Annotated in this window: 21 protein-coding genes; 13 read left to right on the forward strand and 8 right to left on the reverse strand. The window is 64.8% G+C overall.

Features of this window, described 5'->3' with window-relative positions:
- Nucleotides 1–95: 95 nt before the first annotated feature.
- Entirely contained in the window at nt 96–554 is a 459-nt protein-coding gene (locus DSC91_RS16160; protein ID WP_115779902.1) for an MEKHLA domain-containing protein, read from the reverse strand.
- A gap of 383 nt (nt 555–937) precedes the next feature.
- Between DSC91_RS16160 and DSC91_RS16165 the strand changes: the two genes are divergently transcribed.
- From DSC91_RS16165 to DSC91_RS16180, 4 genes are all read left to right on the forward strand, one after another.
- Nucleotides 938–1,630 (forward strand): NnrU family protein, encoded by a 693-nt coding sequence (locus DSC91_RS16165; RefSeq protein ID WP_115779903.1) that lies wholly within the window; start codon nt 938–940, stop codon nt 1,628–1,630.
- Nucleotides 1,631–2,107: 477 nt separating this feature from the next.
- Nucleotides 2,108–4,426 (forward strand): sigma-54 interaction domain-containing protein, encoded by a 2,319-nt coding sequence (locus tag DSC91_RS16170; protein WP_115779904.1) that lies wholly within the window; start codon nt 2,108–2,110, stop codon nt 4,424–4,426.
- Nucleotides 4,416–5,633, forward strand: a complete 1,218-nt coding sequence (locus DSC91_RS16175) for a DUF917 domain-containing protein (protein ID WP_115779905.1) — start codon at nt 4,416–4,418, stop codon at nt 5,631–5,633. Before DSC91_RS16170 ends, DSC91_RS16175 begins: the two co-directional genes overlap by 11 nt.
- Nucleotides 5,634–5,641: 8 nt before the next feature.
- On the forward strand, nt 5,642–6,367 hold the full coding sequence (locus DSC91_RS16180; protein WP_115783286.1) for an aspartate/glutamate racemase family protein: 726 nt from the start codon (nt 5,642–5,644) through the stop codon (nt 6,365–6,367).
- A gap of 1,210 nt (nt 6,368–7,577) precedes the next feature.
- Here the strand turns inward: DSC91_RS16180 and DSC91_RS16190 are convergent.
- Nucleotides 7,578–8,387 (reverse strand): IclR family transcriptional regulator, encoded by an 810-nt coding sequence (locus DSC91_RS16190; RefSeq protein ID WP_115779907.1) that lies wholly within the window; start codon nt 8,385–8,387, stop codon nt 7,578–7,580.
- A gap of 153 nt (nt 8,388–8,540) precedes the next feature.
- Here DSC91_RS16190 and DSC91_RS16195 point away from each other — a divergent pair, with 153 nt between their 5' ends.
- The 4 genes from DSC91_RS16195 to DSC91_RS16210 are packed head-to-tail and all read left to right on the forward strand — an operon-like array spanning nt 8,541 to nt 12,026.
- Entirely contained in the window at nt 8,541–9,305 is a 765-nt protein-coding gene (locus tag DSC91_RS16195; RefSeq protein WP_115783287.1) for a substrate-binding periplasmic protein, read from the forward strand.
- Between the two features lie 29 nt (nt 9,306–9,334).
- The gene (locus DSC91_RS16200; protein WP_115779908.1) at nt 9,335–9,991 is read left to right on the forward strand and encodes an amino acid ABC transporter permease; all 657 of its coding nucleotides are present in this window, start codon (nt 9,335–9,337) and stop codon (nt 9,989–9,991) included.
- Nucleotides 9,988–10,737 carry an amino acid ABC transporter ATP-binding protein gene (locus DSC91_RS16205; protein ID WP_115779909.1) on the forward strand — a complete coding sequence of 250 codons (750 nt, stop codon included), beginning with the start codon at nt 9,988–9,990 and terminating at the stop codon, nt 10,735–10,737. Before DSC91_RS16200 ends, DSC91_RS16205 begins: the two co-directional genes overlap by 4 nt.
- Nucleotides 10,734–12,026, forward strand: coding sequence for an NAD(P)/FAD-dependent oxidoreductase (locus DSC91_RS16210; RefSeq protein ID WP_115779910.1), 1,293 nt, complete (start codon nt 10,734–10,736; stop codon nt 12,024–12,026). The genes DSC91_RS16205 and DSC91_RS16210 overlap by 4 nt, the downstream gene beginning before the upstream one ends.
- Before the next feature lie 101 nt (nt 12,027–12,127).
- On the opposite strand, the gene DSC91_RS16215 is transcribed toward DSC91_RS16210, so the two are convergent.
- On the reverse strand, nt 12,128–12,787 hold the full coding sequence (locus tag DSC91_RS16215; protein WP_115779911.1) for an NADPH-dependent F420 reductase: 660 nt from the start codon (nt 12,785–12,787) through the stop codon (nt 12,128–12,130).
- A gap of 133 nt (nt 12,788–12,920) precedes the next feature.
- Between DSC91_RS16215 and DSC91_RS16220 the strand changes: the two genes are divergently transcribed.
- From DSC91_RS16220 to DSC91_RS16235, 4 genes are all read left to right on the forward strand, one after another.
- Nucleotides 12,921–13,817, forward strand: coding sequence for a LysR family transcriptional regulator (locus tag DSC91_RS16220; RefSeq protein WP_115779912.1), 897 nt, complete (start codon nt 12,921–12,923; stop codon nt 13,815–13,817).
- 295 nt (nt 13,818–14,112) lie between these two features.
- Complete coding sequence (locus tag DSC91_RS16225; RefSeq protein WP_115779913.1) at nt 14,113–14,709, forward strand: DUF2760 domain-containing protein; 597 nt, start codon at nt 14,113–14,115, stop codon at nt 14,707–14,709.
- Complete coding sequence (locus DSC91_RS16230) at nt 14,706–16,556, forward strand: Hsp70 family protein (RefSeq protein WP_115779914.1); 1,851 nt, start codon at nt 14,706–14,708, stop codon at nt 16,554–16,556. Before DSC91_RS16225 ends, DSC91_RS16230 begins: the two co-directional genes overlap by 4 nt.
- Nucleotides 16,553–19,465 (forward strand): Hsp70 family protein, encoded by a 2,913-nt coding sequence (locus DSC91_RS16235; protein ID WP_175172111.1) that lies wholly within the window; start codon nt 16,553–16,555, stop codon nt 19,463–19,465. The genes DSC91_RS16230 and DSC91_RS16235 overlap by 4 nt, the downstream gene beginning before the upstream one ends.
- A gap of 139 nt (nt 19,466–19,604) precedes the next feature.
- On the opposite strand, the gene DSC91_RS16240 is transcribed toward DSC91_RS16235, so the two are convergent.
- The 4 genes from DSC91_RS16240 to DSC91_RS16255 all read right to left on the reverse strand — a co-directional run bounded on the left by DSC91_RS16240 (nt 19,605) and on the right by DSC91_RS16255 (nt 23,737).
- Nucleotides 19,605–20,636, reverse strand: coding sequence for a sensor domain-containing diguanylate cyclase (locus DSC91_RS16240; RefSeq protein ID WP_229758398.1), 1,032 nt, complete (start codon nt 20,634–20,636; stop codon nt 19,605–19,607).
- A 287-nt stretch (nt 20,637–20,923) separates the two neighbouring features.
- Nucleotides 20,924–21,376, reverse strand: coding sequence for a metallophosphoesterase (locus tag DSC91_RS16245; RefSeq protein ID WP_229758399.1), 453 nt, complete (start codon nt 21,374–21,376; stop codon nt 20,924–20,926).
- Nucleotides 21,377–21,568: 192 nt separating this feature from the next.
- The gene (phnX, locus tag DSC91_RS16250) at nt 21,569–22,372 is read right to left on the reverse strand and encodes a phosphonoacetaldehyde hydrolase (protein ID WP_115779916.1); all 804 of its coding nucleotides are present in this window, start codon (nt 22,370–22,372) and stop codon (nt 21,569–21,571) included.
- A 135-nt stretch (nt 22,373–22,507) separates the two neighbouring features.
- Nucleotides 22,508–23,737, reverse strand: a complete 1,230-nt coding sequence (locus DSC91_RS16255; protein WP_115779917.1) for a 2-aminoethylphosphonate--pyruvate transaminase — start codon at nt 23,735–23,737, stop codon at nt 22,508–22,510.
- Between the two features lie 119 nt (nt 23,738–23,856).
- Between DSC91_RS16255 and DSC91_RS16260 the strand changes: the two genes are divergently transcribed.
- Nucleotides 23,857–24,738 carry a LysR substrate-binding domain-containing protein gene (locus DSC91_RS16260; protein ID WP_115779918.1) on the forward strand — a complete coding sequence of 294 codons (882 nt, stop codon included), beginning with the start codon at nt 23,857–23,859 and terminating at the stop codon, nt 24,736–24,738.
- Between the two features lie 70 nt (nt 24,739–24,808).
- On the opposite strand, the gene DSC91_RS16265 is transcribed toward DSC91_RS16260, so the two are convergent.
- Complete coding sequence (locus DSC91_RS16265) at nt 24,809–25,555, reverse strand: glucose 1-dehydrogenase (RefSeq protein WP_115779919.1); 747 nt, start codon at nt 25,553–25,555, stop codon at nt 24,809–24,811.
- Nucleotides 25,556–25,784 lie beyond the last annotated feature (229 nt).

Below are 25,784 nucleotides of genomic sequence, written 5' to 3' on the forward strand. Positions count from 1 at the left end.
GAGGTCGAGCGTGCGCGGGACGATCTGAACTGCCGTCAATGCGCGATCAAAGGCCGAGCGTGCGCGGGATGATCTGAACTGCCGTCAATGCGTGATCAGAGGTCGAGCGTGCGTGGGATCACAACCGCTTGGCCATGCAGTTTGCCGTCGGCATCGAGCAGCTGCCACAGCGTGGCTTCCTCGATCATGAAGCGCCGACCCGACTTGGTGACCCGCACGCCCTTGTAGCCCGCCTCGTAGCCGAGCCGCTGTACGCGCGCGAGGAATTGCTGCCGCTCCTCGCGATTCGGGGCCTCGGCCGAGAGTCGGGACGGCAGCCGGGTGATTTCATCCCAGCTATATTCAAAGCGGCGCTGCGCGGCCCTGTTGCCGTATATAAAGATCGGGTCGGGATCGGTGTTGTGCGCGAGTACCGCGAACGGGGCATGCTCATAGAGCCATTCGGCAGCGTCGGCGAGAGGCATGGCCTGTTGCACCAGGGGCCGGCCAAGTAGCCGGGCGTAGCTGTCGGCAAGGAGCTGATAGAAAGCGGGATCGCGGTGAAGTGGGATCATCTGGGACATTTCGACGGAGATCGTAGGCTCTGTGCGACGGCGGAGGCGCTCACGATACAGCATTGGCGGTGAAGGTTAACACCACGGTCACAAGGCCATTAATGACGGACGACAGATTGGCCCGCGTCTGTGCGGAAGACTCGCTGGCGTCCGTGTCTGGCAAGGGCAAGGGCAAGGGCAAAGATAGCGAACCAGGATGACTCACGTCGACGATGACCTTTCTCTGAAGTGTGTCCGTCGATTGTCATTCGATCCAGGCCATACGCATGCCAATATGCCTGAAAGCAGCAAGGAAGGGACAACGCAAAGGAGTAGTCTTCCGTACTGGACATGGAACACGTGCAATGCGGGCAACCATCGATATAACCTGAGGAGCCAGGCCAATGGGAAGCACCAACGCAGTTGCGGCGGCGGCCGTCGCCTTCGTGGGCAGTCACTTTGTCCTGTCCCATCCGCTGCGCAGACGTTTGGTCAGCGCGATTGGCGAAACGGGATTCGCGGGCGTCTATTCGCTGGTTGCGTTCGCGACGCTCGGCTGGTTGATCGCCGCCTACCTGAAAGCACCTTTGACAACACTCCTTTGGCCGGTAGGAAACGGGCTCTGGGCCGTTGCGACCGCGGTCATGCTGATCGCATCGATCCTCCTGATGGGCTCTTTCATCCGTAACCCGGCGCTTCCCACCGGCGGCCGGCCCGCGCCGTTTCCTGAAGCGGCGCGCGGCGTGTACGCGGTGACGCGCCACCCGATGATGTGGTCGTTCGCGCTGTGGGGGCTGTGTCATATCGCCGTGTTCCCGGTGCTCAAGAACATCATCGTCGCAGCGGCGATCGTCATCCTCGCGCTGGTCGGCGCCGCCTTGCAGGACCGGAAGAAAGAACAGCTCCAGCCCGGTCTCTGGCCTGAATGGGAGTCGAAAACGAGCTATCTGCCGTTCGCGGCGATCGCCGCCGGCCGCGCGCAACTGGGCGGCTTTGGCTTGCACGCGCTGCTGGGCGGCATTGTCGTGTGGCTCGTGGCGACCTGGGCTCATATGCCGCTCACCGGTTGGGCCGCGGGCGTCTGGCGCTGGCTGTAATCACGTGCGGCCTGTCACGCCATAAAGCGGTGGCGGGCCGCCAGCCGGCACGCCTGGCCAGTGAACGAGCGGGACCTGGCGCGCCTCGTCGCGCCTGCCGCAAGCCACCGCAGCGCAGCCACCAATCTTGACATTCACCTTTCACTCGACAACCCGGCACCGCCTCCGGAAGATGCTTCATTTCCGCCCGATACCTTCATGGCTACGGTCACCGCCGCCGCAGTGAATTCGCCTGCGTGCCCTGCTCCCAGCACACGGCGATGAAATCCGCAAATAGGCTGTTGCGAGGGTTATTTTCGAAAAGACAACATCGGCAGCAAGCCGTCATACTCTGTCTCTTTATTGCGGTGGACGATTTCGACCATGCGATTGGACTAATTGGCCCGACGCCGGATCGATGCATGACCGTCCGCCCCGTCTTTTCGACGGCAATTTCCGCGCAGCGCCACGCGCGGATCATGTGGAGCGTATTTTGTAATGAGTTACACCCCTGACGTTCCGTTCGCCCACGACAAGGCTGATTCCGGCGCCTTCGTGGGCGGCGCGCCAGCGTTTCGCCAACTGGTCCGGATGATCGATCGGGTTGCCCCCACCGATCATCCACTGTTGATTTTTGGGCCGACCGGATCGGGCAAGGAACTGGTCGCACGCCGCGTGCACGCGCGCAGCCTGCGCCAGGATCAACCGTTCGTCGACGTCAACTGTGGCGCGATTCCAGAGAACCTCGTCGAAGCCGAACTGTTCGGGCACGTCAAAGGCGCGTTCACCGGTGCGGGAGAAAACCGCCAGGGACTTTTCCAGCAGGTCGGCAAGGGCACGCTGCTGCTCGATGAAATCGGCGAACTGCCGCTCGCGCTGCAACCCAAACTGCTGCGCGTACTCGAAACGCGAACTTTCCGTCCGATCGGTTCGTCAGCCAGTCTGCACTTCGCAGGACGCGTGGTCGCCTCGACCCACCGCGACCTGCGCGAACTCGCGCGCGAAGGATTATTCCGCGAGGACCTCTTCTACCGGCTCGCGGTCTTCGTGCTGGCCGTGCCCGGACTCGAGCAGCGCGTCGAGGACATTCCCGCCCTTGTCGCCCACTTCGCTTCGCAGCACACGCGCCGTCTGGAGTTCTCGCCTGCCGCCGTTCGCCGGCTTGCCCAGCACGCATGGCCAGGCCACATCCGGCAATTGCGCAACCTGATCAGCCAGTTGAGCGTGCTCGCCGAAAACACGCTCGTCGACGTCGACTCGCTCGAACCGTTTCTCGCCAACGAAACCGGCGGCCCGGTGTCGCGCGCAAGCCTCGCCGACATGCTGTTGCAACTCGAAGGACGCGACAAGCTCGCCGCCGCCGAAGATCTCCTGATCGATCGCGCGCTCGAGCGGACCACGGGCAACAAGAGTGCGGCGGCGACCCTGCTGGGCGTGGGCCGCAAGACAATCGAGCGGCGTCTGAAATCGCGCGAGGAACATCACCGGGAAGCGCGCAAGTGTCTCGAACATGCGAGCGCGCTGATCGAGGAGTCGAAGTTCGCCGAAGCGATTCCGCCGTTGCGCCGCTGCCTCGATCTGCTGCAGACACCTCACGAACAGGAAGCCGCACGCCGTCTTCAGTTCGACGCCTACCGGCTGCTCGGCATGAGCCTGCGCAGCGTGCACGGCTGGCTGTACGCGGAGGCCACCGCCTGCTACGCCGCCGCGCTGGCGATCGGCGAAGGCGTCTGCACCCCCGCTGAAATCGCCGCGATCCAGTTCGGCGTCTGGACCACGCAGCTAACGACGCTCCAGCTCAAGCAGGCACGCGCGACCGCCCAGAACATGCTGGAGCGCGCGCAGAACGGCGGCGACCGGGTTTCACTCGACGAAGCTCACGTCGCGATGACGAACACCCTCTTCTGGCTAGGCGACAGCGAGGAAGCCCTTGCCTGCCTCGCGCGCGGCAACCTGCTTGGCGTGGCGCGCGACGATGCCCGCACGGGCTCGCAAGGGATCGATCTCGCCAGTCTCGCGCTGACCTTCGAGGGACTCGCGGCCTACCAGATCGGCGCATTCGGCCAGTCGCGCCGCGCCATGGAGATGCTGATCCTGCGCGCGTCCGAGCCAGGCGCGCACGCGTTCGCTCACGCCGTCAACCTGCAGGGCGCCGCCTGGCTCGCCTGCCTGTTCGAAGACATGGACCGGCTGGGGCACATCGCAAGCGAACTCGAGTCGGTGTCGATCATGAACGGCTTCGCGTTCTACCGGGGCATCGGGCAGATCTTTCGCGCCTGCCATCTCAGTGCGCTCAGTCATTCCGACGAAGCGGAAACTGTCATGCTCGACGGCTACGATAACCACGTCGTTTGCAATGGCGGTGCGCTGTTCTATTCCTTCATGGCGTGGCAGCACGGCGAGCTGCTGCTGCGCGCCGGCCGCGCGAAGACATGCGAGACCATGCTCGCCGCCGCGATCGACGAGACGCTCGCCCGCCAGGAACGCGTCTATCTCGGCGAACTCCTGGTCACCCGGGCACGCGCGCAGTGGGCGCTCGGCGAGGTTAACGCCGCGGAGCTGGGTTTGCGTACCGCGCTGTCCACGGCGCTCGCGTTCGGGTCGGTGCCTGCGCGCGTGGATGCCGCGCGTTACCTCGCCGATCTGCTGCGCGCCACTGGCCGCATCGCCGAAGCAATCGATATACTCGAGCGGGGTTTGCGCTCGCTGGCAGCCGATTCAACCACGCGAGTCGCGAGCGCCATGAGTTTGCTCGCCGAACTCCAGCGCGAAGTTTCTATCGACATCTACACGAAAGGAATAACAAATGGCCTATGAGTTACGCAAGGAAGACCTGGAACCGCTGCTGCTTGGCGCCGCGTTCTTTGGCAGCGGCGGCGGTGGCACGATCGAATCCGCGCGGCATCTGGCGGCGCATTTTGTCCCCGGCGACTACTATCCGACCGACACGATCAAGGTCGTGTCGGTCGAGGAAGCCACTGAAGGCGCGGCAGTCATGGTCGCCTATCTCGGCGCACCTGAAGCGATCAATTCGGCCATTTATCCTCTGGGGCCGGTGACGGCCGTGCAGAACGTGCAGGCCCGGCTCGCATCGCAATCAACGAAGCTCGCCTACGTGATGCCGCCGGAAAGCGGCGCGCTCGGCTTCACGGTGGCGGCACTCGTGGCGGCGAAGCTCGGCCTCGCGGTCATCGACGCCGACGGGGCCGGCCGCGCCGTCCCCTCGCTGCCGATGCTCACCTTCGCGGCCGCCGAGATCGATCCGCGCCCGGCGTTCCTCGTGAGCCAGGGCGGCCTGTGCGTCGAGCTCGACGTGACGCCGCGCGACAGCAACCACGGCGGTCCGACTCATCAACGCGACGTGTCGGCGATCGTCGAGCAGATGATGCGTCCGGTCGTCGCCGATCCCGAGTTCGGCCAGTTCGGCGGCCTCGCGATGTGGGTCATGACGCCCGCCGACATCGGCCGCGCGACACCCATCCGTGGCACGTTGAAGCGCGCGCTGGACCTTGGGCGCGCGGTGCAGGACGGACAGATCGGCAGCGCCCAGCAGATGATCGGCTATCTCGCCGACCGTTGCGGGCTCGCCGCGCGGGCCATCTCGGAGCCGGGCGAACTGGTTTCCGCCGAAGTCGATACGAGCGGCGGCTTCGACGTCGGCAAGATTCGCATTCAGGCCGGGCAGCACACCTACACGGTGATGTACCAGAACGAGTCGCTGCTCGCGTGGGACAGCACCCGTCCGCAGCCGATCGTGCTGTCGCCGGACAGCGTCGCGTATTTCGTCGGCGGCGAAGGCCAGTCGATCTTCAGCAACGGCGACCTCGTGCAGGACGACGGTTCGCTGAACCCGGCGGTCGGCAAGCGTCCTGTGACGCTGATCGCCTGGCGCGCCGAAGCCGAACTGCGCAAGCCGGGCCTGATTCTCGACAGCTTCATGCAGTTGCTGAACTCGCTCGGCTATCTCGGACCGTATGTGCCGCTCGAATCGCTCCCCTCCACCACCAAGGAAAACGTATCTTGAGCTCGCCATTGAATTCACCCCTGCGCATCTGCGTGCTCGTGCCCGTCGCCACGTCGCAATACAACGACCGCATCCTGAAAGCCGTTGCACCGGTTGTGCCGCCGGACGTGCAGGTCGAGATCCGCAACATCACGCAGGGGCATCCCGATATCGAGAACCGCACGAACTGGCTGCAGAACGGCATGCCGGTGGTCGAACTTGCGCAAGCCATCGCCAACGACGGTTTCGACGGCATCTGGCTGACCGACTTCGACATGTGCGGCGTCGAATCCGCGCGCGAGGTGATCGACATTCCGATCATCGGCGGCTTTCCCCCTTCGGCCTTTACGGCGCTCGCGCTCAGCCAGCGGTTCTCGATCGTCACGATCCTGCAAAGCACGCTCGCGATGCAGCGCGGCCATCCGCAGACCTATGGCATCGAGGACACGTTCGCTTCGATTCGCGCGATCAATTGCCCTGTCGCGCAGCTCGACGACGTCGACGTGGTGGTGGTTCGCACCTTCGAAGCCGCGCTGAAGGCGATCAGGGAAGACGGCGCGCAGTCCATTCTGCTTGGGTGCACCGGTTTCGTGGACGTTGCGAGCCGCGTCTCCAAGCTGCTCAGCGACGAACTGGGCGCCTATGTGCCGGTGATCGATCCGAATCAGGCCGGGTTCAGCTTCCTCGTGTCGCTGGTGCGCATGAAGGTGCGTCCCAGCCGGCTGACCTACAGCAAGGTCAGTCTCCAGTCGTAACCAACGCCTTCCCCTGCCCGTTTGTCCATCCGGCGCGGCGCGCAACTGCCGCGCCGGATGTCCTCGCCTCACCCCGCCTCGCCCCCACCCCACACGCTTTCCTGCTTCCTCGTCGATTCCGTCGTCGAGCGGACGAATGCGTCCTTCAACGAGCCACAATGGATCAATTGGACGAAATCGTCCAATTCATGGCAAGTTTGTGGACGGGATTGTCCAATCTCGAGACCCATAAATTCGATGCTCTCGCCGCCATGCGGCTTCGCAGCATGGCACGGTCATTGCATATAGTGGGTCGATAGCCGCCACCGCCTGATAAAAACAAACCGCCCATGCGGTGGCAGCGCCCAGAACGTGCAATAAACCTGCCCGACAAGCTGGGGAACCTGAGGGACCAAACAAAGATCGCGCGTTGCAATGCGTTCGATGCACCGACGTCCGGCAAGATCCGGTTTGTTTCCGGATCGCCGACGCCGCCGATCGAGGGATCGCCGTGAGTCATCACGATCCCTCGGTTAGTGATCCGAACCATGCCGGACGCAGCGATCGAAGCCGGCAATATAGAGTCGCCGGCGACAGACTGAGAGAGGGCTGTGCTGTTGTTGTAGCTGTAATGTCGTGCGTCGGCACGTGGCAACCGAATACTTCCGCAGAGAAGATCGTTGCAATGCGTTAAGCCGACAGGGTGGAAACCGCCTGGCTATGCATCAGGCGGGCCGCTGCGAGGTTCGGCCGTCGTTGCCTCCCTTTGCGGGGACAAGCAGCGACGGCTAGTCCTTTTTTTATTTGCCCGCGCCCATTGCGGCAAGTTCATCGATTTTCGGCAAGAGCATTCCGCGGTACTCGCGCACCCGGCCACCCCCACAGATGTTTCTGGATCGCCTGGTAAGCGGTCTTTTTGCATTGCATCGCCGCGGCGCTCCACTGCGCGGACGAGATTCTGCTTTAGCAGCCCTGAGCGGCGTCAGATTGTTAGCGACGTCGCGAACGAACCAGACTGGCCATCTACGGGGAAATCGAACAATGCACCACCATCTTTTCGAAAGCGAACTCGTTCATCTCGAACGCATAATCGCATGCGCGCCGCAAAAACCCTTTCCGCCGGCATATTGGCGCGATCGCGTCGAACATCTGAAAAATTCTCCTCAGGCGCCGATGTACCGCCACCGCATTGCCCGCCTCTCCCACCTTGTCGGCGAACTGCACGGATCGGTCAACCCAACGTCCTGATCGAATTGCTGATACCACGCGCGCAATCGATCACCGCGGGTGCGAGGCGCTGTTCCGCGTCGGCTAACGTCCAGCGGCTGGTCGGCGCGACCACGTGCACCGATGCGACGGGTCTTCTTTCGCCGTCCAGCACGGGCGCCGCAATCGTCATGTCGCCGATGAACAGTTCCTCGCGGTTCGACGTATAGCCGCGGCGGCGCGCCTCCGCCAGCAGCGCCCCGATTTCGCCGATGTCGGTCACCGTGTACTGCGTATGCGCGACACGCTCGTTCGCTTCGAGCAGCGTGCGCGCTTCATCGTCCGGCAGCGCGCTCAGATAGGCGCGGCCCGACGCGGTGCAGTACATCGGAATACGGCTGCCTATCGGCATGTGAATCGGCACGAACTTCATGCAGACAAAACGCGCGACGTACAGCATCTCGACGCCGTCCGGTTCGGTCAGGCTGGTCGTCTCGCCCGTCACGTTCGTGAGTTCCGAGAGAAACGGGTTGGCCACGTCGATGAGCGTATCGGCCGCGAGGTAGTTGAAGCCAATCTGCATGACACGCGGCGTGAGCTGATAGCGCTTCGTGCGCGGATGCTTGCGCACGTAGCCGAGCTTCTCCAGCGTGTAGATCATCCGTTGCGCCGAACTCTTCGTGATCGACGTCGCCTCGGCCACTTCCGGCAGGCTCATGCTCCGGCGTTGCGCGCTGAACGCGCGCAGCACCGCGATGCCTTTTTCCAGCGATTGATTGAACAGCGCGTCCGGCGCTTCGGCCTCGTTTTCTTGCTCCACCCCTTTCCCGCTCATGGAAATACCCAATGGTGATCGTGATGGCTTGACGTTAGCATATCGAATATCGATACGCAAATAATGTTATTCGATATTTTTGACTCGGATATGATGAAGCCATACCTAGCATCGATTCCTCAACCGCAGTCCGTCACCGTCGTGGAGAATTTCATGATCCAGTTAGTCAAGCGCATCGCCGGCGCCGCCATTGCCGGGTTGGTCATCGCAGCAACACCGGCCATGGCGGCCGCCGCGCCTGAGTACACGGTCGGCGCGACGGCCACCGGTGTGCCGTTCACCTTCCTCGACGTGAAGAGCAATTCGATCCAGGGTCTGCTGGTCGATGCCATCACCGCAACGGGCAAGGCCGCCGGTTTCGACGTGAAGGTCGAGCAAACCACCTTTTCCGCGCTGATCCCGTCGCTCACCACGAAGAAGATCGACGTGATCTCCGCCGCCATGCTGAAGACGCCGGCGCGCGAGCAGGTCGTCGATTTCTCCGACACGGTCTATTCCTATGGCGAAGGCCTGATCGTGCGCGCGGACGACAAAGGCAAGTACACGTCGATGGACGATCTCAAGGGCGAAGTGGTCGGCGCGCAAGTGGGGACCGCGTTCGTCGACGCGTTGAACAAGAAAGGCATCTTCAAGGAAGTGCGCACGTACGACTCGGTTGCCGACATCATGCGCGACGTCGCGCTCGGCCGGATCAAGGCCGGCTTCGGCGACCATCCGATCATCGCGTACCAGTTGCAGAAAAACCCGAACCCGCAATTGCGCCTCGTCGACGGTTATCAGCCGAGCGTGAAGGGTCAACTGTGCTTCGTGGTGCGCAAGGGCGATAACGCAACGCTGGAGAAGCTCAATGCCGGCATCCGCAAGATCAAGGCGGACGGCACGCTCACGGAGATCATCAAGAAATGGCAAGTGGAATGACGCGGCGCGCTGCCTGAGGAGATCACGCCATGTTCATCCAGAATGCGCTCGACTTCCTGCCGATCCTGCTGAAAGGCGCGGTCGTCACCGTCGAGATCACCTTCTGCGCGTTCGTGCTCAGCACGCTCCTCGGCCTCGTGCTGGCGCTGATGCGCGTGTCGCCGAACAAGGTGCTCTCGAACGCGGCGGCCACGATCGTCAACGTGATTCGCGGCCTGCCGATCATCGTGCAGCTGTTCTACATCTACTTCGTGCTGCCCGATCTCGGCGTGCAGTTGAGCGCGTTCCAGGCGGGTTTCATCGGACTGGGCGTGGCCTACTCGGCGTATCAGGCGGAAAACTTTCGCGCCGGCATCCAGGCAATCGACCACGGCCAGATCGAAGCCGCGCAATCCATCGGCATGCGTGGCGCGCTGATCATGCGCCGCGTGATCCTGCCGCAGGCGTTTCGAATCGCGCTGCCGCCTTACGGCAACACGCTCGTGATGATGCTGAAGGACTCGTCGCTGGCCTCGACCATCACCGTCGCGGAAATGACGCGCGCCGGCCAGCTGATCGCGTCGTCGACGTTCCAGAACATGACGGTATTCACGCTCGTCGCGCTGCTCTATCTCGCGCTCAGCCTGCCGCTCGTCTACGGATTGCGGCGCATTGAGCGCCGTCTCGGCCTGAAGGGAAAGCGATGATCGAAGTTCAAGCCATTCACAAGCGCTTCCACGATCAGGAAGTGCTCAAAGGCGTCAGCCTCAACGTCGAAGCCGGTCAGGTGGTCTGTCTGATTGGGCCGTCGGGCTCGGGCAAGTCGACGCTCCTGCGCTGCATCAACGGTCTCGAAACCTACGACGCCGGCACGATCGCCGTCGAAGGCGTGCGCGTCGACGCCAGGTCGAAGCACATCCACGCGTTGCGCACGCAGGTCGGCATGGTGTTTCAGCGCTTCAATCTGTTCCCGCATCGCACGGCGCTCGAGAACGTCTGCGAAGGACCGCTCTACGTGAAAAAGGAAGCCGGTGAGGCGGCGCGCGAGAAAGCGCGGCATCTGCTCGACAAGGTTGGCCTCGCGCACCGGATGAACGCGTATCCGGCGGAGCTGTCGGGCGGGCAGCAGCAGCGCGTCGCCATCGCGCGTGCATTAGCGATGGAGCCGAAAGCGATTCTGTTCGACGAACCCACTTCCGCACTCGACCCGGAACTCGTCGGCGAAGTGCTCGGCGTGATGCGGCAACTCGCGAACGACGGCATGACGATGATCGTCGTCACGCATGAGATGGGCTTCGCGCGCGAAGTGGCCGATCGCGTGTGCTTTCTGTACGACGGCACCATTTGCGAGGAAGGCGCGGCAGCCGATCTGCTCGAGCGGCCGACTCATCCGCGCACGCGCGATTTCCTGCGCCGCATGCTCACGCCCACGTCGAACGGAATCGCGCAATGAAGTCAGCAGAAACCGGCCAGCCGTTGCCGCCGTCGCTCTGGGCTGCCACCGCCGAGGCCGCGATGCGGACGCCGCCGCTCGACGCATCGAAGCGTGTCCAGGTAGCTATCGTGGGCGCGGGTTACACGGGTTTATCCACTGCGCTGCATTTGAGCGAACTCGGCCTCGACGTCTGCGTGATCGATGCGAACGAGCCAGGCTGGGGAGCGTCGGGACGCAATGGCGGACAGGTGATCCCGGGACTCAAGTACGACCCTGACGAACTCGTGCGCCGCTTCGGCCCGGAGGACGGCGACGCGCTCGTCCGGATGGCGGGCGGCGCGGCCGATACGGTGTTCGATCTGATCGAGCGCCACGGCATCGCTTGCGACGCGATACGGGCCGGCTGGATTCAACCCACCCATTCGACCCGGCTGCTCGATACGCTGCATGCGCGTGCGCGCCAGTGGGAATCGCGTGGCGCGCGCGTCGAGTTGCTCGATCGCGCGCAGATTACGCAGCGCCTTGGCACGGAGGCGTTTGTAGGGGGATGGGTGGACCGGCGCGCGGGCAGCGTGCAACCGCTCAGCTACGCGCGGGGACTTGCACGCGCTGCCCTCGCGCGTGGCGTGGCGATTCACGGCGCGACGCGCGCGAGCCGTCTCGAACAACGCGCCGATGGGTGGCGCATTCACACCGCTCGCGGACTGACCATCGACGCGCGTCAGGTCCTGCTTGCCACCAATGGATACAGCGATTCGCTGTGGCCGGGGATCGCGCAGTCTGTGATCGCAGCAAACAGCTTCATCGTGGCAACGAAGCCGCTGGCCGCAAGCGTCAGCGCAAGCATCCTGCCCGGGCGCGAAGTGGCGTCGGATTCGCGGCGCTTGCTGCTGTACTTCCGGCGCGACAGCGAAGGCCGCCTGTTGATCGGCGGCCGCGGACCTTTTCGCGAACCACGCGGCGCGGCGGACTGGGCGCACCTCGAACGTGCCGCCAGATTGCTGTATCCGCAACTGGCGGACGTCGAGTACGAGTATCGCTGGGCCGGGCGCATCGCCATCACGCGGGATTTCCTGCCGCACGTTCATCTTCCCGTACCGGGACTGACGATCGCGTTAGGCTACAACGGCCGCGGGATCGCGATGGCCACGACGCTCGGCAAACACCTCGCTGCGCATCTGGCCGGTGCAACGCGTGGACTGCCGTTGCCGCCGACATCGATCCGGCGGATTCCGCTGCATGCGCTTCAGCGTTTTTACATCAGCGCCGGGGTTGCGTGGTACAGATTGCTCGACGCGATGAGTTGAATCGAACGCGACCGCTACGCTCGCCCCTGGGCGAGCATGGCAAGCAGCAGCCGTTCTGCGCCGAAGGCGAAACCGAGTTGCGTGAGTCCGCCACACCCCACTCAATGCCGCCACGACCCATGCGGCAACTCCACGTCCCGCTGCGCCGCCGCCAATCCCTCGACGATGCCCGCGCGATCCAGCGCAATGCAGTAGACCGGCTTCGCACGCTCGAAGCGCCAACTGTCGGCGAGCGCACCGGCATCGACTGGATCGAAGCCGAACTGATCGATAAGCCCGCGCACGACGTGTCTGGCCCGCTCGTCGTCTCCGGCGAACGGCAATGCGCGGCGGCTCGGCGCATCGGCAGGCTTGCCGTCCGTTTCGAGGTCTTTCGCCAGAATCGCATTGAAGGCCTTGACCACCTTCGCGCCGGGCAACGCGGCGGCCAGCATCTGGCTGGTGGTTGTCGAGCGACTGTCGAGCGCCTCGATCCGGCCATCGCGGTCGGGGTAGTAATTGCACGTGTCGATCACGACCCTGCCGTCGAGCGCCGCAACCGGCAACGCGTCAATGCTGCTGAACGGCACGGTCACCACCGCCATATCGCCGAACTTCGCCGCCTCTAGAGCCGTGCCGAGCGCACAGCCGAGCACCGCGGCCGTACTGATCAAGGTCCGCGGATCGCGGGAATTGCTGATCATCACTTCGTGACCATGGCGCTGCGCGAGCGTCGCCATCGCGCGGCCGAGAAAACCGGCGCCGAGAATGCCTATCTTCATGTTTCACACTCCATGTCTGTCTGAGGATCGCTCCGTTGAGCGCCCGCCCATCGGTGAGAAGCACTATGATTCAAAACTTCAACCGGATAAACAGGCGAATTTTGACGACTGTCGAAATCAGGAGTGGTGAATCATGGACCGTTTGACCAGCATGGCTGTGTTCGTGAAAACAGCCGACAGCGGCTCGTTCGCCGCGGCGGCGCTCGCCTTCGGCATCTCCTCGCAGATGGCCGGCAAGCACATCAGCACGCTGGAAGAACGCGTCGGCGCGCGGTTGCTCAACCGGACCACACGCCGCCAGAGCCTGACGGAAATCGGCCAGATCTTCTACGAACGCTGCAAGGCGCTGCTGGCCGATGCCGAAGCGGCCGAATCGGTCGCGCAGGAATTGTCGGCCGCGCCGCGCGGGCGTTTGCGCATCACCGCACCGGTGACGTTCGGCACCTGCTGTCTCGCGCCGATGATCACGCGCTATCTGAAGGCCCATCCTGAGGTGCGGGTCGAGTTGGCGCTGACCGACCGCTTCGTCGATCTGATCGATGAAGGGTATGAGGCCGCGATCCGTCTGGGCCCGCTGTCGGATTCGTCGTTGATCGCACGGTCGTTGATGCCGTACCGGCTGGTCGCCTGCGCGTCGCCCGGCTACCTGGCCGAACATGGCGAGCCGCGCACGCCGCAAGCGCTGACGGCGCACGAATGTCTGAGCTTCGTCTACACGAGCTTGCCGGTTGCGACCGAATGGCGTTTCGCCGATGCCCAAGGCGAACATGTGGTGCCGATCTCAGGCCGCTTTGAGGCCAACGACGTGAAAGCGCTGCTGGCCGCGGCCCTCAATGGCGGCGGCGTGATCCTCGCGCCTGAAGTGGCGGTGAAGGACGAGCTCGCCGCGGGCCGGCTGGTGCGCCTGCTGAACGGCTACGAAGCGCCCGCGCGCCCCATGCATCTGGTGTTTCCGGCAAGCCGCGCGACCCCGAAACTGCGCGCGTTCATCGACCAGGTGGCGGCCGAATTCGGGCCGCACGCCGTGTGAAACAAGCGGCCGGGCACCCATGGCAAGCGTCCTCCGCCGCCCGCCAATCTCCCCCCATTGACCGCTAGAATTGCCGGCTTTGCCCGCTTCGGGCGCGCGACAAGGCAAAATACGGGTTTTGTGCGTGCGAACCGCGCCGCAAGACCGGATGAATCAGACCTCGGCGGCTCGCCTGCCGCCGACCCTCGCAAAGACGCATGGCGACGGCCCGGCACGCCAATCAGGCACGCCGGGCTCGTCGCGTGCAGCGCAGCCAGGACAGCTCGTCCTTTAACAGAGCCCCTCAGGAGCATTCATGACCGACTCGAACCCGTCTTTCCTCGGCAGGATTTCCCTTGCCGTCAGTACCTTTTTCAGCATCCTCGGCGATGGCGAATTCGCCGCCGGGGTGCTGCGCCTGCGCAAGGGTGACGCCGCCGCTGCCGCGAGCGCCGCACCTGTTGTCGCCCCTACGCCCGCGCCGGCCGCTGCGCCGGCTCCCGCCCCGCAACCGGCGCCCACGCTGAAGGAAGCGAGCCCGGACGCCGCGCTCCAGTTGCTCGGCCTGTTGCAACGCGACGCGCGCTTCATCGATTTCGTCGAAGAAGACATCAAGGGCTATAGCGACGCCGACATCGGCGCCGCCGCCCGCCTCGTGCACGACGGCTGCCGCGCAACCCTGCGCGAGCATTTCACGATCCGTCCAGTGCGCGACGAAGCCGAAGGCAGCCGCGTCACGCTGGCCGAAGGTTTCGACGCCACCTCGATTCGCCTGACCGGCAATGTGGTCGGCAAGGCGCCGTTCAACGGCAGCATCAGCCACCGCGGCTGGCGTGTCGACGAGGTGCGTCTGCCGAAGCTGACCGGCAGCCATGACGCCAAGGTGATCGCACCGGCCGAGGTGGAGCTATGAGCGACGCGCGCTTCTCAATCGGTATCGATCTGGGCACGACGCACTGCGCGCTGTCCTACGTGGACACCACGGCCAGCGACGGCGAAAAGACCGCCCAAGGCGTGCTGCCGGTCGCGCAACTCACCGGCCCCGGCGCGATCGACAACCTCGATCTGCTGCCCTCGTTTCTCTACCTGCCGCATCCGGACGAACTCGCCTCGGGCGACCTGTACCTGCCCTGGACCGGCCAGCGCGAATTCGCGGTCGGCGAGTTCGCCCGCAGCCGTGGCGCGGCCACGCCGATCCGGCTCGTGTCGAGCGCCAAGAGCTGGCTGTGCCATCCGGGCGTCGACCGCCGCGCGGCGATTCTGCCGAACGACGCGCCGCCTGAAGTCGCCCGCGTCTCGCCGCTCGAAAGCTCGGTGCGCTATCTGACTCACTTGCGCGAAGCGTGGGACCACGCGCATCCGGACGCCCCGTTCAGCCAGCAGGACATCACGGTGACGATCCCGGCGTCGTTCGATCCGGCCGCACGCGAGTTGACCGCCGAAGCCGCAGAAGCCGCCGGCTACGGCCGCATGACCTTGCTCGAAGAGCCGCAAGCCGCGCTGTATAGCTGGATTCAGAAGAGCGGCGGCCAGTGGCGCAAGCAGGTCAAGGTCGGCGACATCATTCTCGTGGTCGACGTGGGCGGCGGCACCACCGACCTCTCGCTGATCGCCGTGATCGAGCGCGAAGGCAATCTCGAACTGCATCGCGTCGCGGTCGGCGAACACATTCTGCTGGGCGGCGACAACATGGACCTCGCACTGGCCCATGGGGTCGCGCGCAAACTTGCGGCGCTGGGAACCCAGGCCGACGCGTGGCAACTGCGCGCCCTCACCTATGCCTGCCGTTCGGCAAAGGAAACGCTGCTCAGCGACCCGTCGACCGATACCGTGCCGCTCGTCGTGCCGAGCCGCGGCTCGAAGCTGATCGGCGGCTCGATCCGCACCGAACTCACGCGCGCGGAGCTGACCCAGACGATCCTCGAAGGCTTTTTCCCGCAGGTGGAAAGCGCGGCGCGTCCGGTGAGCCGCGCGCGTGCCGGTCTGACGCAACTCGGCCTGCCGTACGCGCAGGACGCAGGCATCACACGGCATCTGGCGGCTTTCCTTGGCCGGCAGGTGGGCGCGCTGGCCGAACTCGAACGCTTGCGCGATATCGCCACGATGGAAGGCGCGACTTTCTTGCACCCCACCGCCGTGCTCTTCAACGGCGGCGTGTTCAAGTCGCCGCTGCTGGTCGAACGGATCATGGGCACGCTCAATGGCTGGCTCGGCACCGAAGGCGCGCCGCACGCCCGCCTGCTCGAAGGCGCGGATCTCGATCTCGCCGTCGCGCGCGGCGCGGCCTATTACGGCTATGTGCGGCGCGGCCAGGGCGTGCGCATTCGCGGCGGCACCGCGCGTGCGTACTACATCGCGATCGAATCGGCGATGCCCGCCGTTCCGGGTCTCGAGCCGCCGGTGCAGGCGCTGTGCGTCGCCCCGTTCGGCATGGAGGAAGGCACCCAGGCCGAACTGCCGGCGCAGGAGTTCGGGCTGGTGGTCGGCGAGCCGGTGCACTTCCGCTTCTTTGGATCGTCGGTGCGTCGTCAGGATCAGGTCGGCACGCTGCTCGACTTCTGGGGTCCCGAGGAATTGCAGGAACTGGAGGAAATCCAGGCGACGCTGCCGTCCGCCGGCCGTACCGCCGGCGAAGTCGTGCCGGTGAAACTGCATGCGCGCGTGACGGAAGCCGGCACGCTCGAACTCGAAGCCGTGCCGCGCGGCACCGACGAGCGCTGGAAGGTCGAGTTCGACGTGCGCGGCGGCGCCAATGCATGACCGGGATGAAGCGCTACAGCGTCGGCATTGATCTCGGCACCAGCAATACGGTGCTGGCCTATGCCGAGGTGGGCGATCCCGAGGCGGGCAGTCCCGCGGCGGGCTCGCAGGAGATTCGCGTCTTCGGGATCGATCAGCTGGTGAGTCTCGGCGAGGTCGACGCGCGCTCGCTGCTGCCGTCGGTGCGATATCACGCGGCGCCGGGCGAGCTGAGCGCGGGCGATTTGCAGTTGCCCTGGCGCGCGCCTGACCGTTCGACCGGCAGCGCCGACGCAAGTCAGCCGGATCCGCCCGTGGTGATCGGCAGGCTCGCGCGCGCGCTCGGCGGCCAAGTGCCGGGACGGCTGGTGGCGAGCGCGAAGAGCTGGCTGTCGCATGCGTCGGTGGACCGGGTCGCGCCGATCCTGCCGTGGGGCGCGGCGGACGATGTCCGCAAGGTGTCGCCGGTCGAAGCCAGCGCGAGTTATCTGGCGCACGTGCGGGCGGCCTGGAATCGGCGCTTTCCGGACGCGCCGCTCGAAGCGCAGGACATTGTGCTGACGGTGCCCGCTTCTTTCGACGAAGGCGCGCGAGCGCTGACGGTGGAAGCGGCGCGCATGGCCGGGCTCCCGACGCTGCGGCTGCTCGAAGAGCCGCAGGCCGCGTTCTACGACTGGCTGTTTCATCATCGCAAAAGCCTTGCCGCCGAACTGTCGGACACGCGGCTCGTGCTGATCTGCGACGTGGGCGGCGGCACCACCGACCTCACGCTGGTCGAAGTCCGCATGCGTGACGGTGAGCCGGAACTCACGCGTATCGGCGTGGGCAACCATCTGATGCTCGGCGGCGACAACATGGATCTCGCGCTCGCGCATCGGGTCGAGGTGCGTTTGCCTCAAGCGGGCAGCGAGCGCACGCGTCTAACGGCTGCGAGTCTGTCGCAACTGGTCGAGCGTTGCCGCGGCGCGAAGGAACAACTGCTCGGTCCCGGCGCGCCGGAGTCGGCTTCGATCACGCTGCTCGGCGCGGGTTCGAAGCTGATCGGCGGCGCGCGCACAGTGCAGGTCACGCGCGAGGAAGTCGAGCAGATCATCGTCGACGGATTCTTTCCGGCGGTGGCATCGAACGAACGGCCCGGCCGGCCGCGCGGCGCGATCGTCGAGTTCGGCCTGCCCTACGCCACCGACGCGGCGGTCACGCGCCATATCGCGGCGTTTCTGAGCCGCTTCGCGGCGCAGTCGCGTCAGGCGCTGGGTTCGTCTCCCGGCGCCTCTGAGACCGGCGGAGCTCAGGACGAGCCTTTGCCGGTGCCCGACACATTGCTGCTGAACGGCGGCGTGTTCCGTGCCGACGCGCTCACGCAGCGGCTGTCCAGCACCCTGGGCGCATGGCGCGGCGAACCGCTCAACGTTCTGCACAACGACAATCCGGACGTCGCCGTGGCGCGCGGCGCGGTCGCCTATGCGCTCGCCCGCGCGGGCCAGGCGCCGAAAATCGGCGGTGGCTCGGCGCGCAGTTATTTCCTCGTGCTGGACGAATCCAGCGGCGACGCACGCGAGGCCGGGCCGTCGCAACGCGGCATCTGCCTGCTGCCGCGCGGCACCGAGGAAGGCCACGAGATTCTGATCGCGGACCGCACGTTCGCGCTGCGTCTCGGGCACCCCGTGCGCTTTCACCTGGCCTCTTCGAGCGCGGATACCGTCTATCAGCCCGGCGAACTCGCCGACCTGGCGCAAGGCGACTTTGTCCGGCTGCCGCCCATCGCGACGATCGTGCAACCGCGCGGCGCAGGCACGGCGCGCGGCGAAACCGCGGTGCAGATCGCCACATCCCTGACCGAAGTCGGCACGCTCGACGTGCACTGCATCGAGCTCGGCAATCCGGCGCAGCGCTGGCTGCTCGAATTCCAGTTGCGCGGCGCAGACGGCGAGGCGAGCGCCGAGGTGAACCTCCCGGCGGATCCGGCACAGGCCCGCCATCCCGCGCTCGACCAGGCGATCGACCATATCGACCGCTGCTTCGGATCGCGCGCGCAAAACGTCGACCCGAAAGAAGTCAAACGCCTGCGCTCGCAACTCGAACAGTTGCTCGGACCGCGCGAAGGGTGGAGCAGCGCGCTGCTGCGCGAACTGTTCGGTGCGCTATGGGAGCGCGCGCGCCGTCGGCGGCGTTCGGCCGATCACGAGCGCTTGTGGCTGAATCTCGCCGGCTATTGCGTGCGGCCGGGCTTCGGCTACCCGCTCGACGAATGGCGAGTCGAGCAACTCTGGTCGCTCTTCGACGACGGCATCCAGTACGTCAACGAAAGCCAGGTCTGGTCGGAATGGTGGACACTGTGGCGCCGCGCGGCGGGCGGTCTCGACGAAAGCGCGCAACTGCGCGTGCTCGACGCGATGGCCTATCTGCAAACGGCCGCGCAATCGCGTCACAAGCTGCCGTTCGACGTGTCGAAAACCGGCTTCACCGACATGGTCCGGCTAAGCGCGTCGCTCGAACGCATTCCTGTCGAACGCAAGATCGAACTCGGCGAGTCGGTGCTCGCGCGCTTGAAGAAGCCTGCGGAAAATCATCAGAGCTGGTGGGCGGTGGGCCGTATCGGTGCGCGGCGGCCGTTCTATGGCAGCACGCATAGCGTCGTGCCGCCGGACATCGCGGCACGCTGGCTGAGCACGATCGTCGCGCTCGACTGGAAGAAGGTCGACCCCGCGCCATTCGCCGCCGTGCAGATCGCCCGCATGACCGGCGACCGCTCGCGCGACCTGCCTGAGGACGTGCGCCACACGGTGGTGCGCAAACTCGAGGCGGCCAATGCGCCGCGCGCGTGGATCACGATGGTGAGCGAAACCGTAGAACTCGATGACGCCGACGAAGGCCGCGTGTTCGGCGAATCGCTGCCCGCCGGGTTGAAGCTGATCACTGCAGCGCTATGAGCGGGCTCTCCCGTGCGAGCACTGCACGAAGGTCAGTCGGCGAACTGCAGTGCAATATCGCGCGCCCATGATCGAACAGGAATCGCACCGTCGTCGGTAAGCTTCCCTGCAGACCGGTCCGCGCGCGAGGCGGCCTGCCCTACGCCATCGTCACCAGATTCCTGCCCTCGTGTTTCGAGCGATACAGCGCCCGGTCGGCGCTCGCGAAGCCTTCGCGATGCGCCAGCCGGGATCCCTCGGTCATGCGCGTCAGCGAGGCGCCGACGCTCACCGTCACCATGCCGAGCGGCGATGCGCGATGTTCGATCGCCAGATCTTCCACGCCCTGCCGCAGCGCTTCGAGCGTGTCTTCAAGCGCCGCCGGTTCCGCGCGCAGCACCAGCAGGCCGAACTCCTCGCCACCCATGCGTCCGGCGATGATGCGCTCGCCGTCGGCTGTCGCCTGCATCACGGAAGCCACGCTGCGCAGACAATGGTCGCCCGCGAGATGGCCGTAGGTATCGTTGTATTGCTTGAACCAGTCGACGTCGACCACCACCGAGCCCATCACGTCGCCCTCGCGTGCCTCCTTCCACTTGCGCGCGATGCTTTCCAGCAGGAAACGGCGGTTGTACAACTGGGTAAGCGGATCGATCGCGGTGGCCGTGCGCATTTTCAGATCGTTTTCGATCATCGCGCGCAGGTGGTAAAACACGCCGCGTTGCGCTGCGTCGAGGCGGCCGGGCGCCGGGTCCATCGCGCACAAGGCGCCGACGATTTCGCCGTTCGGCGCGCGCAGTGCAATCGCCGCGTAAAAGCGCACGAAGGGATGGCGCTGCACCAGCATGCATTCGCCGAAACGGGCATCGTCGTGTGCATCCTCGATGACGAAGAGCTCCGCGTCGCGCACCGCATAGTCGGCCAGCGAGCGCGCGCGGGTCACGAGCGGCATCGCCATGCCGACCTCGGCCCGGTAGTGTTGGTGCTCCTCGTCGAGCAGCGTGATCGCGGTGATCGCCGCGCCGGTCACGCTTTTCAGGATTTCCGCCGCGTGGGTGAAGCATTCGCGCATCACCTGATCGTCGTGCAACAGCCACTCGATGACCGATGGTTCCACCTCGGGCTCGCCGATGACGGACGGATCAACCGACATTCTGCTGGACAGACGATCATTGCTGTAGGCGAGTTGCACGGCTGGGTTCCCGGAAGTGACTAGCTCAGTCAACGGCATCCGCATCCGAAACTTGAGTGGCAGCTTCGTGCTCGCCGACACGCTTCAACGCCTTCATTCAACAGACAATTGCAGCCTGCCCCCCGCGCAATCCGGATCACTTGCACCGCAGCCGAACGCATTGATGCCTTGCTATTCGATCGGTCCGCGTCACGCTTTCACGCAAACGCTTTCACGCAAACGGCAGCGGCCCCTCGAACCGGCCGATATAGCTCAGATGCGCATCGAGCCACGCCAGGTCGTTGCGGTTAAGCATCGCCGTGATGCTCGTCGGGCACGGAGGTGTCGAGCGCGATCAATCGCACCGTGCCTACGTCGCGTGCGAAATGCAGGGGACCGCTGCGAGGCAGCCATGGATGATCCGCGAACGCTTCTTGCAGATGGTCGCGATTGTCGTGATTACCGGGCATTACGATGTAAGGCGGCGTAAGCGCGGCGAGCAGCTCGCGCACCATCGCGTATTCGGCGGGCCGGCCTTCGTCGACAAGATCTCCCGTAACGATGACGAGATCAGGCGCCGGTCTCACCGCGTTCAGCGCGGCAATTGCTCGCGCGAGCATGGCGTTCGAGTCGACCAGGTCCTGATACAACTCGCCCTTCGGACGCACGTGGATGTCGGAAATCTGCGCGATGCAGGTCATCGCAAGGCGCTCCACGAACGATGTGAATGGGACATTGTTCTGTTCGAACGAATCGAGCATAGCTTCGGCAAAGGCACAGACAAAATAAATCGCCCGTGCCTATGAACCGTGTGCCCTGCTCTCACACGGCAACATGGACTTGTGAAGCAAAAGCGACGCCGATCGCCCGCAACAAAAAAGCGCACTGTCTCTCAACAGCACGCCTTCGGCAAATACAGAAAAACCGCCCGCCGAAGCCCGCGCTCCAACAACTTAAGGCCGCTCGCCTCGCGCCAGCCGCGTATCGATCTCACGCACCACAGGCAGCAGATCCGCCACGCTATCGATCACATAGTGCGCGCCTGCGGCCTGCAACTTCTGAACTGCCGCCTTGCGCCGCCATGCAAATTCATCCGGCGCCAACGCCTTGACGTCGTCCTCGGCCATGCCGAAGGCATTGCCGCTCACGGCGACGCCCACCGCCCACGTGCCGCCGTTGATGCCTTCCTCGATGCCGACCTCGGTGTCGTCGACCTTGATCGCGTCTCGCGCGCGCCATACACCCAATTCCGGCAGCGTCTTGTAGATCATGTACGGGGACGGCCGTCCTTCCGGCGTATCGCCGGTACACACGATGCTGTCCGGCGAAAAACCCTGGGCCGCTGCGCCGGGCACGATCTCGGCCATGATTTCGCGCGTATAGCCGGTGGTCGTGCCGATCCTGATGTCGTCGCTGCGCAGCGCGCTCGCCACCTCCGCCACGCCCGGAATCACCGAACTGTAGCCGGCGGCCACCGCGATGTTCTTCGGCACGAAGACGTCGTACACGGCGTCGATGTCCGCTTCGCCCGGCGTGCGGCCATACTTGCCGGCCCATGCTTGCGACACGCGCGGCAAGGCCATCAGCGCCGCGATATGCGGGCGCTTGGCCATGCCCATCGGGCCGCGTGCTTCGTCGATCGTGATCGACACGCCGAACTGCTCGAACGTCTCGACAAAAGCGCCCATCGGCGCCAGCGAACCATAGTCGACCACCGTGCCGGCCCAGTCGAAAATCACTGCTTTTACGTGTTTCATGTACTTCGATTCTCAGGAAGTTGTATGGCTCGCGCGGCGTGCCGCGCGTCTCCATGACATTGCGTCCACCGGCTTGTGCGACCGGGACCGGGACCGCGCATCATGAATGCGCAAATCGAATCCGGCCCCTGCCGATCACGCCGCTTCGGCCAGGGTCTTGCGCTCTTCGAGCGCCGCCGCCGGCGGCGCGGCGTGCGCGACGCCCATCGCGTGCAGCGACTGCGCGCAGGCTTCCACCACGCGGTGCATCACGCGCTCATCCACCTGACCGATGCAGCCGATGCGGAAACTGTCCACCACCGTCAGCTTGCCCGGATAGATGATGAAGCCCTGCTTCTTCATCAGTTCATAGAAAAGCTCGAACCTGAACGACGGATGCGCCGGCGCGAAAAACGTCACGATGATCGGCGAGCGCCAGTGCGCGTTCAGCAGCGGCTCGAAACCGAGTGCCTGCATGCCCGCGACCAGCACGTCGCGATTGTTCGCGTAACGCGCGAGACGCCCGGCCTGGCCGCCTTCGAGCTTATGCAGACGCAATGCCTCGATAAACGCGGCGACGGTGTGCGTGGGCGGCGTGAAGCGCCATTGTCCCGTGCGGTTCATCACGTCCCACTGGTCGTACACGTCGAGCGAGAGCGAATGGCTACGCCCCTTGGCCTCCTGCAACGCGCTCTTGCGGGCGATCACGAAACCGAAACCGGGCACGCCCTCGATGCATTTGTTCGCCGACGATACGAAAGCCTCGCACGGAATCTCACGCACATCGAGCGGCACCGCGCCGAATGCGCTCATGGAGTCGATCAGCAGCTTGCGGCCTTTTTTCGCGGTGGCGGCCGCGATTTCCTCGATCGGATTGAGGATCCCGGAGCTCGTTTCACAATGCACCGCAACCACGTGCGTGATGCGCGGATCGGCGTCCAGCATGCTTTCGACTTCGGCGCCGCGCGGCGGCAGGTAGTCGCCCTTGTCGAGCACCGTGCAGGCACGGCCGAGATAGCCGAGCGTGGTCGCGATGCGTTTGCCATAGGCGCCGTTGGCCAGCACCAGGGCGTGGCCGTCGCGCGGAATCAGGCTGCCGAGCATCGCTTCGACGCAGTAGCTGCCGCTGCCCTGCAGCGGCACGCAGTCGTACTCGCCCGCGATGTCGCCGGCAATGTCCAGCAGGCTGCGGCGCAGTTGGGCGGTCATCGCGCGGAAGTCGCCGTCCCACGAGCCCCAGTCGCGCAACATCGCTTCCTTGGTCGAGAGCGCCGTGGTCAGCGGTCCCGGCGTCAACAGATACGGCTCGCCCTTGGCCGGCGTGGCGCACGTCACGGTTGAAGGCATCGCGGACACGGTCGGGGAGCTGTCGATCGCGCTTTCCATGGTCGGAATCTCCGATATCGCTGTTGCGGTGTTTCACACAGTACAGAAAGGCCATCCATCGGTAAAATCGATATAATCGATGCAGATATCGCAAAAACTTATCTATCAGCGAGGCAGACGTGCAATACGCGCAATTGCGGGCGTTTCATGCGGTCGCGGAACATGGCGGGTTTTCCAAGGCGGCGCAGGCGCTGTCGCTCACGCAGCCCGCGGTGTCGGATCACGTGAAGCGGCTCGAGCAGGACTACGGCGTCAAATTGTTCGAGCGCGGCCCGCGCGGCGTCGAAACCACCGAACTCGGCCTGCGCCTTTTCAGCGTGACGCGACAGATGCTGAGTTGCGAGCGCGATGCGCGGCAACTGCTCGAATCGGCAGGCGGGCTCGAATCCGGCTCGCTCTCGCTGGTCGCGGACGCGCCGGATCTGGCCGTCGCGCTGATCGGCGCATTTCGCAGGCTGCATCCGGGAATCGTCGTGACGCTCTCGATCGCCAATGCCGCGGACTGCATGCAGCGTGTGCTGTCGAGCGCCGTCGACGCTGCGATTACCGCCGCGCCGCAGGTGCATAGCCGGCTCGAGTCGCGCGTGCTGCGGCGCGATCCGCTGGTGGCCATGGTGCCGGCGAGCTATCCGGCGGCGAAGAAACGCAAGCTGAGTTACGCGGAACTCGTGCAACAGCCGATGATTTTTCGCGAGGCGCAATCGGTCACGCAGCAGTTGCTGGAAATCGAGTTGGTGCGCGAGTCGTTGCAGGTCGAGCCGGTGATGTACGTGGACGGGCGTGAAGCGCTGGAGGAAGCGGTCGCGCAGGGCATGGGAGTGGGCGTGATCGCGCGCGCCGAATTCAACGAATCGCGGCGGATCAAGATGATTCCGCTTCAGGATTGCCAGGTGTTGATGATCGAATCGCTCACGCGGCTGGCCGAAAGACCGGGGTCGAATCTGCTGGATGCGCTGTTTGCAGTAGAACTGACCAACGCGGCTACTGTAGCGGCGCAATGAAACGGTAAGCCGCCGGGCAACAGTTGCCCGGCGGCGTTACATGCGGACTAAACGCTGCACGCCAATCCTGTTATCGCATACCGCCGCTAGCGATCAGGCTTTCGCCGGTCATCCAGCGCGAGTCGTCGGAGGCAAGGAACACGGTGACGCCGGCGATATCGTCAGGCTGTCCGATACGGCCGAGCGGCGTCGTGCTGACCGCCCAGCTCTCGAAGTCCGAGCCGATGAAGCCGGCAGTATGCGTGCCTTCCGTTTCCACCATGCCGGGATTCACGGAGTTGACGCGAATCTGGCGCGGGCCGAGTTCACGTGCGAGCACGCCGGTGATGGCGTCCACCGCGCCCTTGGTGGCGGTGTAGACCGAGCTGCCCGGCGGCGTAATGCGGCTGACGACCGAGCTGACGTTCACGATGCTGCCGCCTTCGCCTAGATGCTTCACCGCCGCTTGCGTCACCAATAGCAAGCCCAGCACGTTCACATTGAAATGCTTATGGAAGTGCGCTTCGGTGATGTCTTCGATCGGCGCCATCTCATACACGCCGGAATTGTTGACGAGAATGTCGAGACGGCCATACGTTTCGACCGCAGCATCGACGATGCCTTTCGCGTCCGCTGCCTTGGACACATCGCCGCCAACGGCCACGGCCTTGCCGCCCGCTGCGCTGATTGCGGCAACCACCTCGTCCGCGCCCGCCTTGCTGGACGCATAGTTCACCACGACCGACGCGCCTTGCGCCGCCAGCGCCTTCGCAATCGCTGCGCCGATGCCTTTCGATGCGCCCGTTACAACCGCAACCTTACCTGTGAGCTTGCTCATAGTCGTTTCCTTTGGATGGAGTTCGCGCCGGCGTCGCTTTCGCAGTCGCGAAGAATCGCTGGGCCGACGCGGATGAAGCCGGACATGCAGTGGCGCTGTCACAGGAAACAATGTAGACACACAGGCCGTTGGGATAAAGCGGCCGGAAGCGAATAGATACGTCGGATGAGCCGAACAATCGAAGGAGCGCCCTTATTTCATCGCCCCCACGACAGAAACCGCATGACTG

Source organism: Paraburkholderia caffeinilytica (assembly GCF_003368325.1).
In the GTDB taxonomy this organism is placed as follows: Bacteria; Pseudomonadota; Gammaproteobacteria; order Burkholderiales; family Burkholderiaceae; genus Paraburkholderia; species Paraburkholderia caffeinilytica.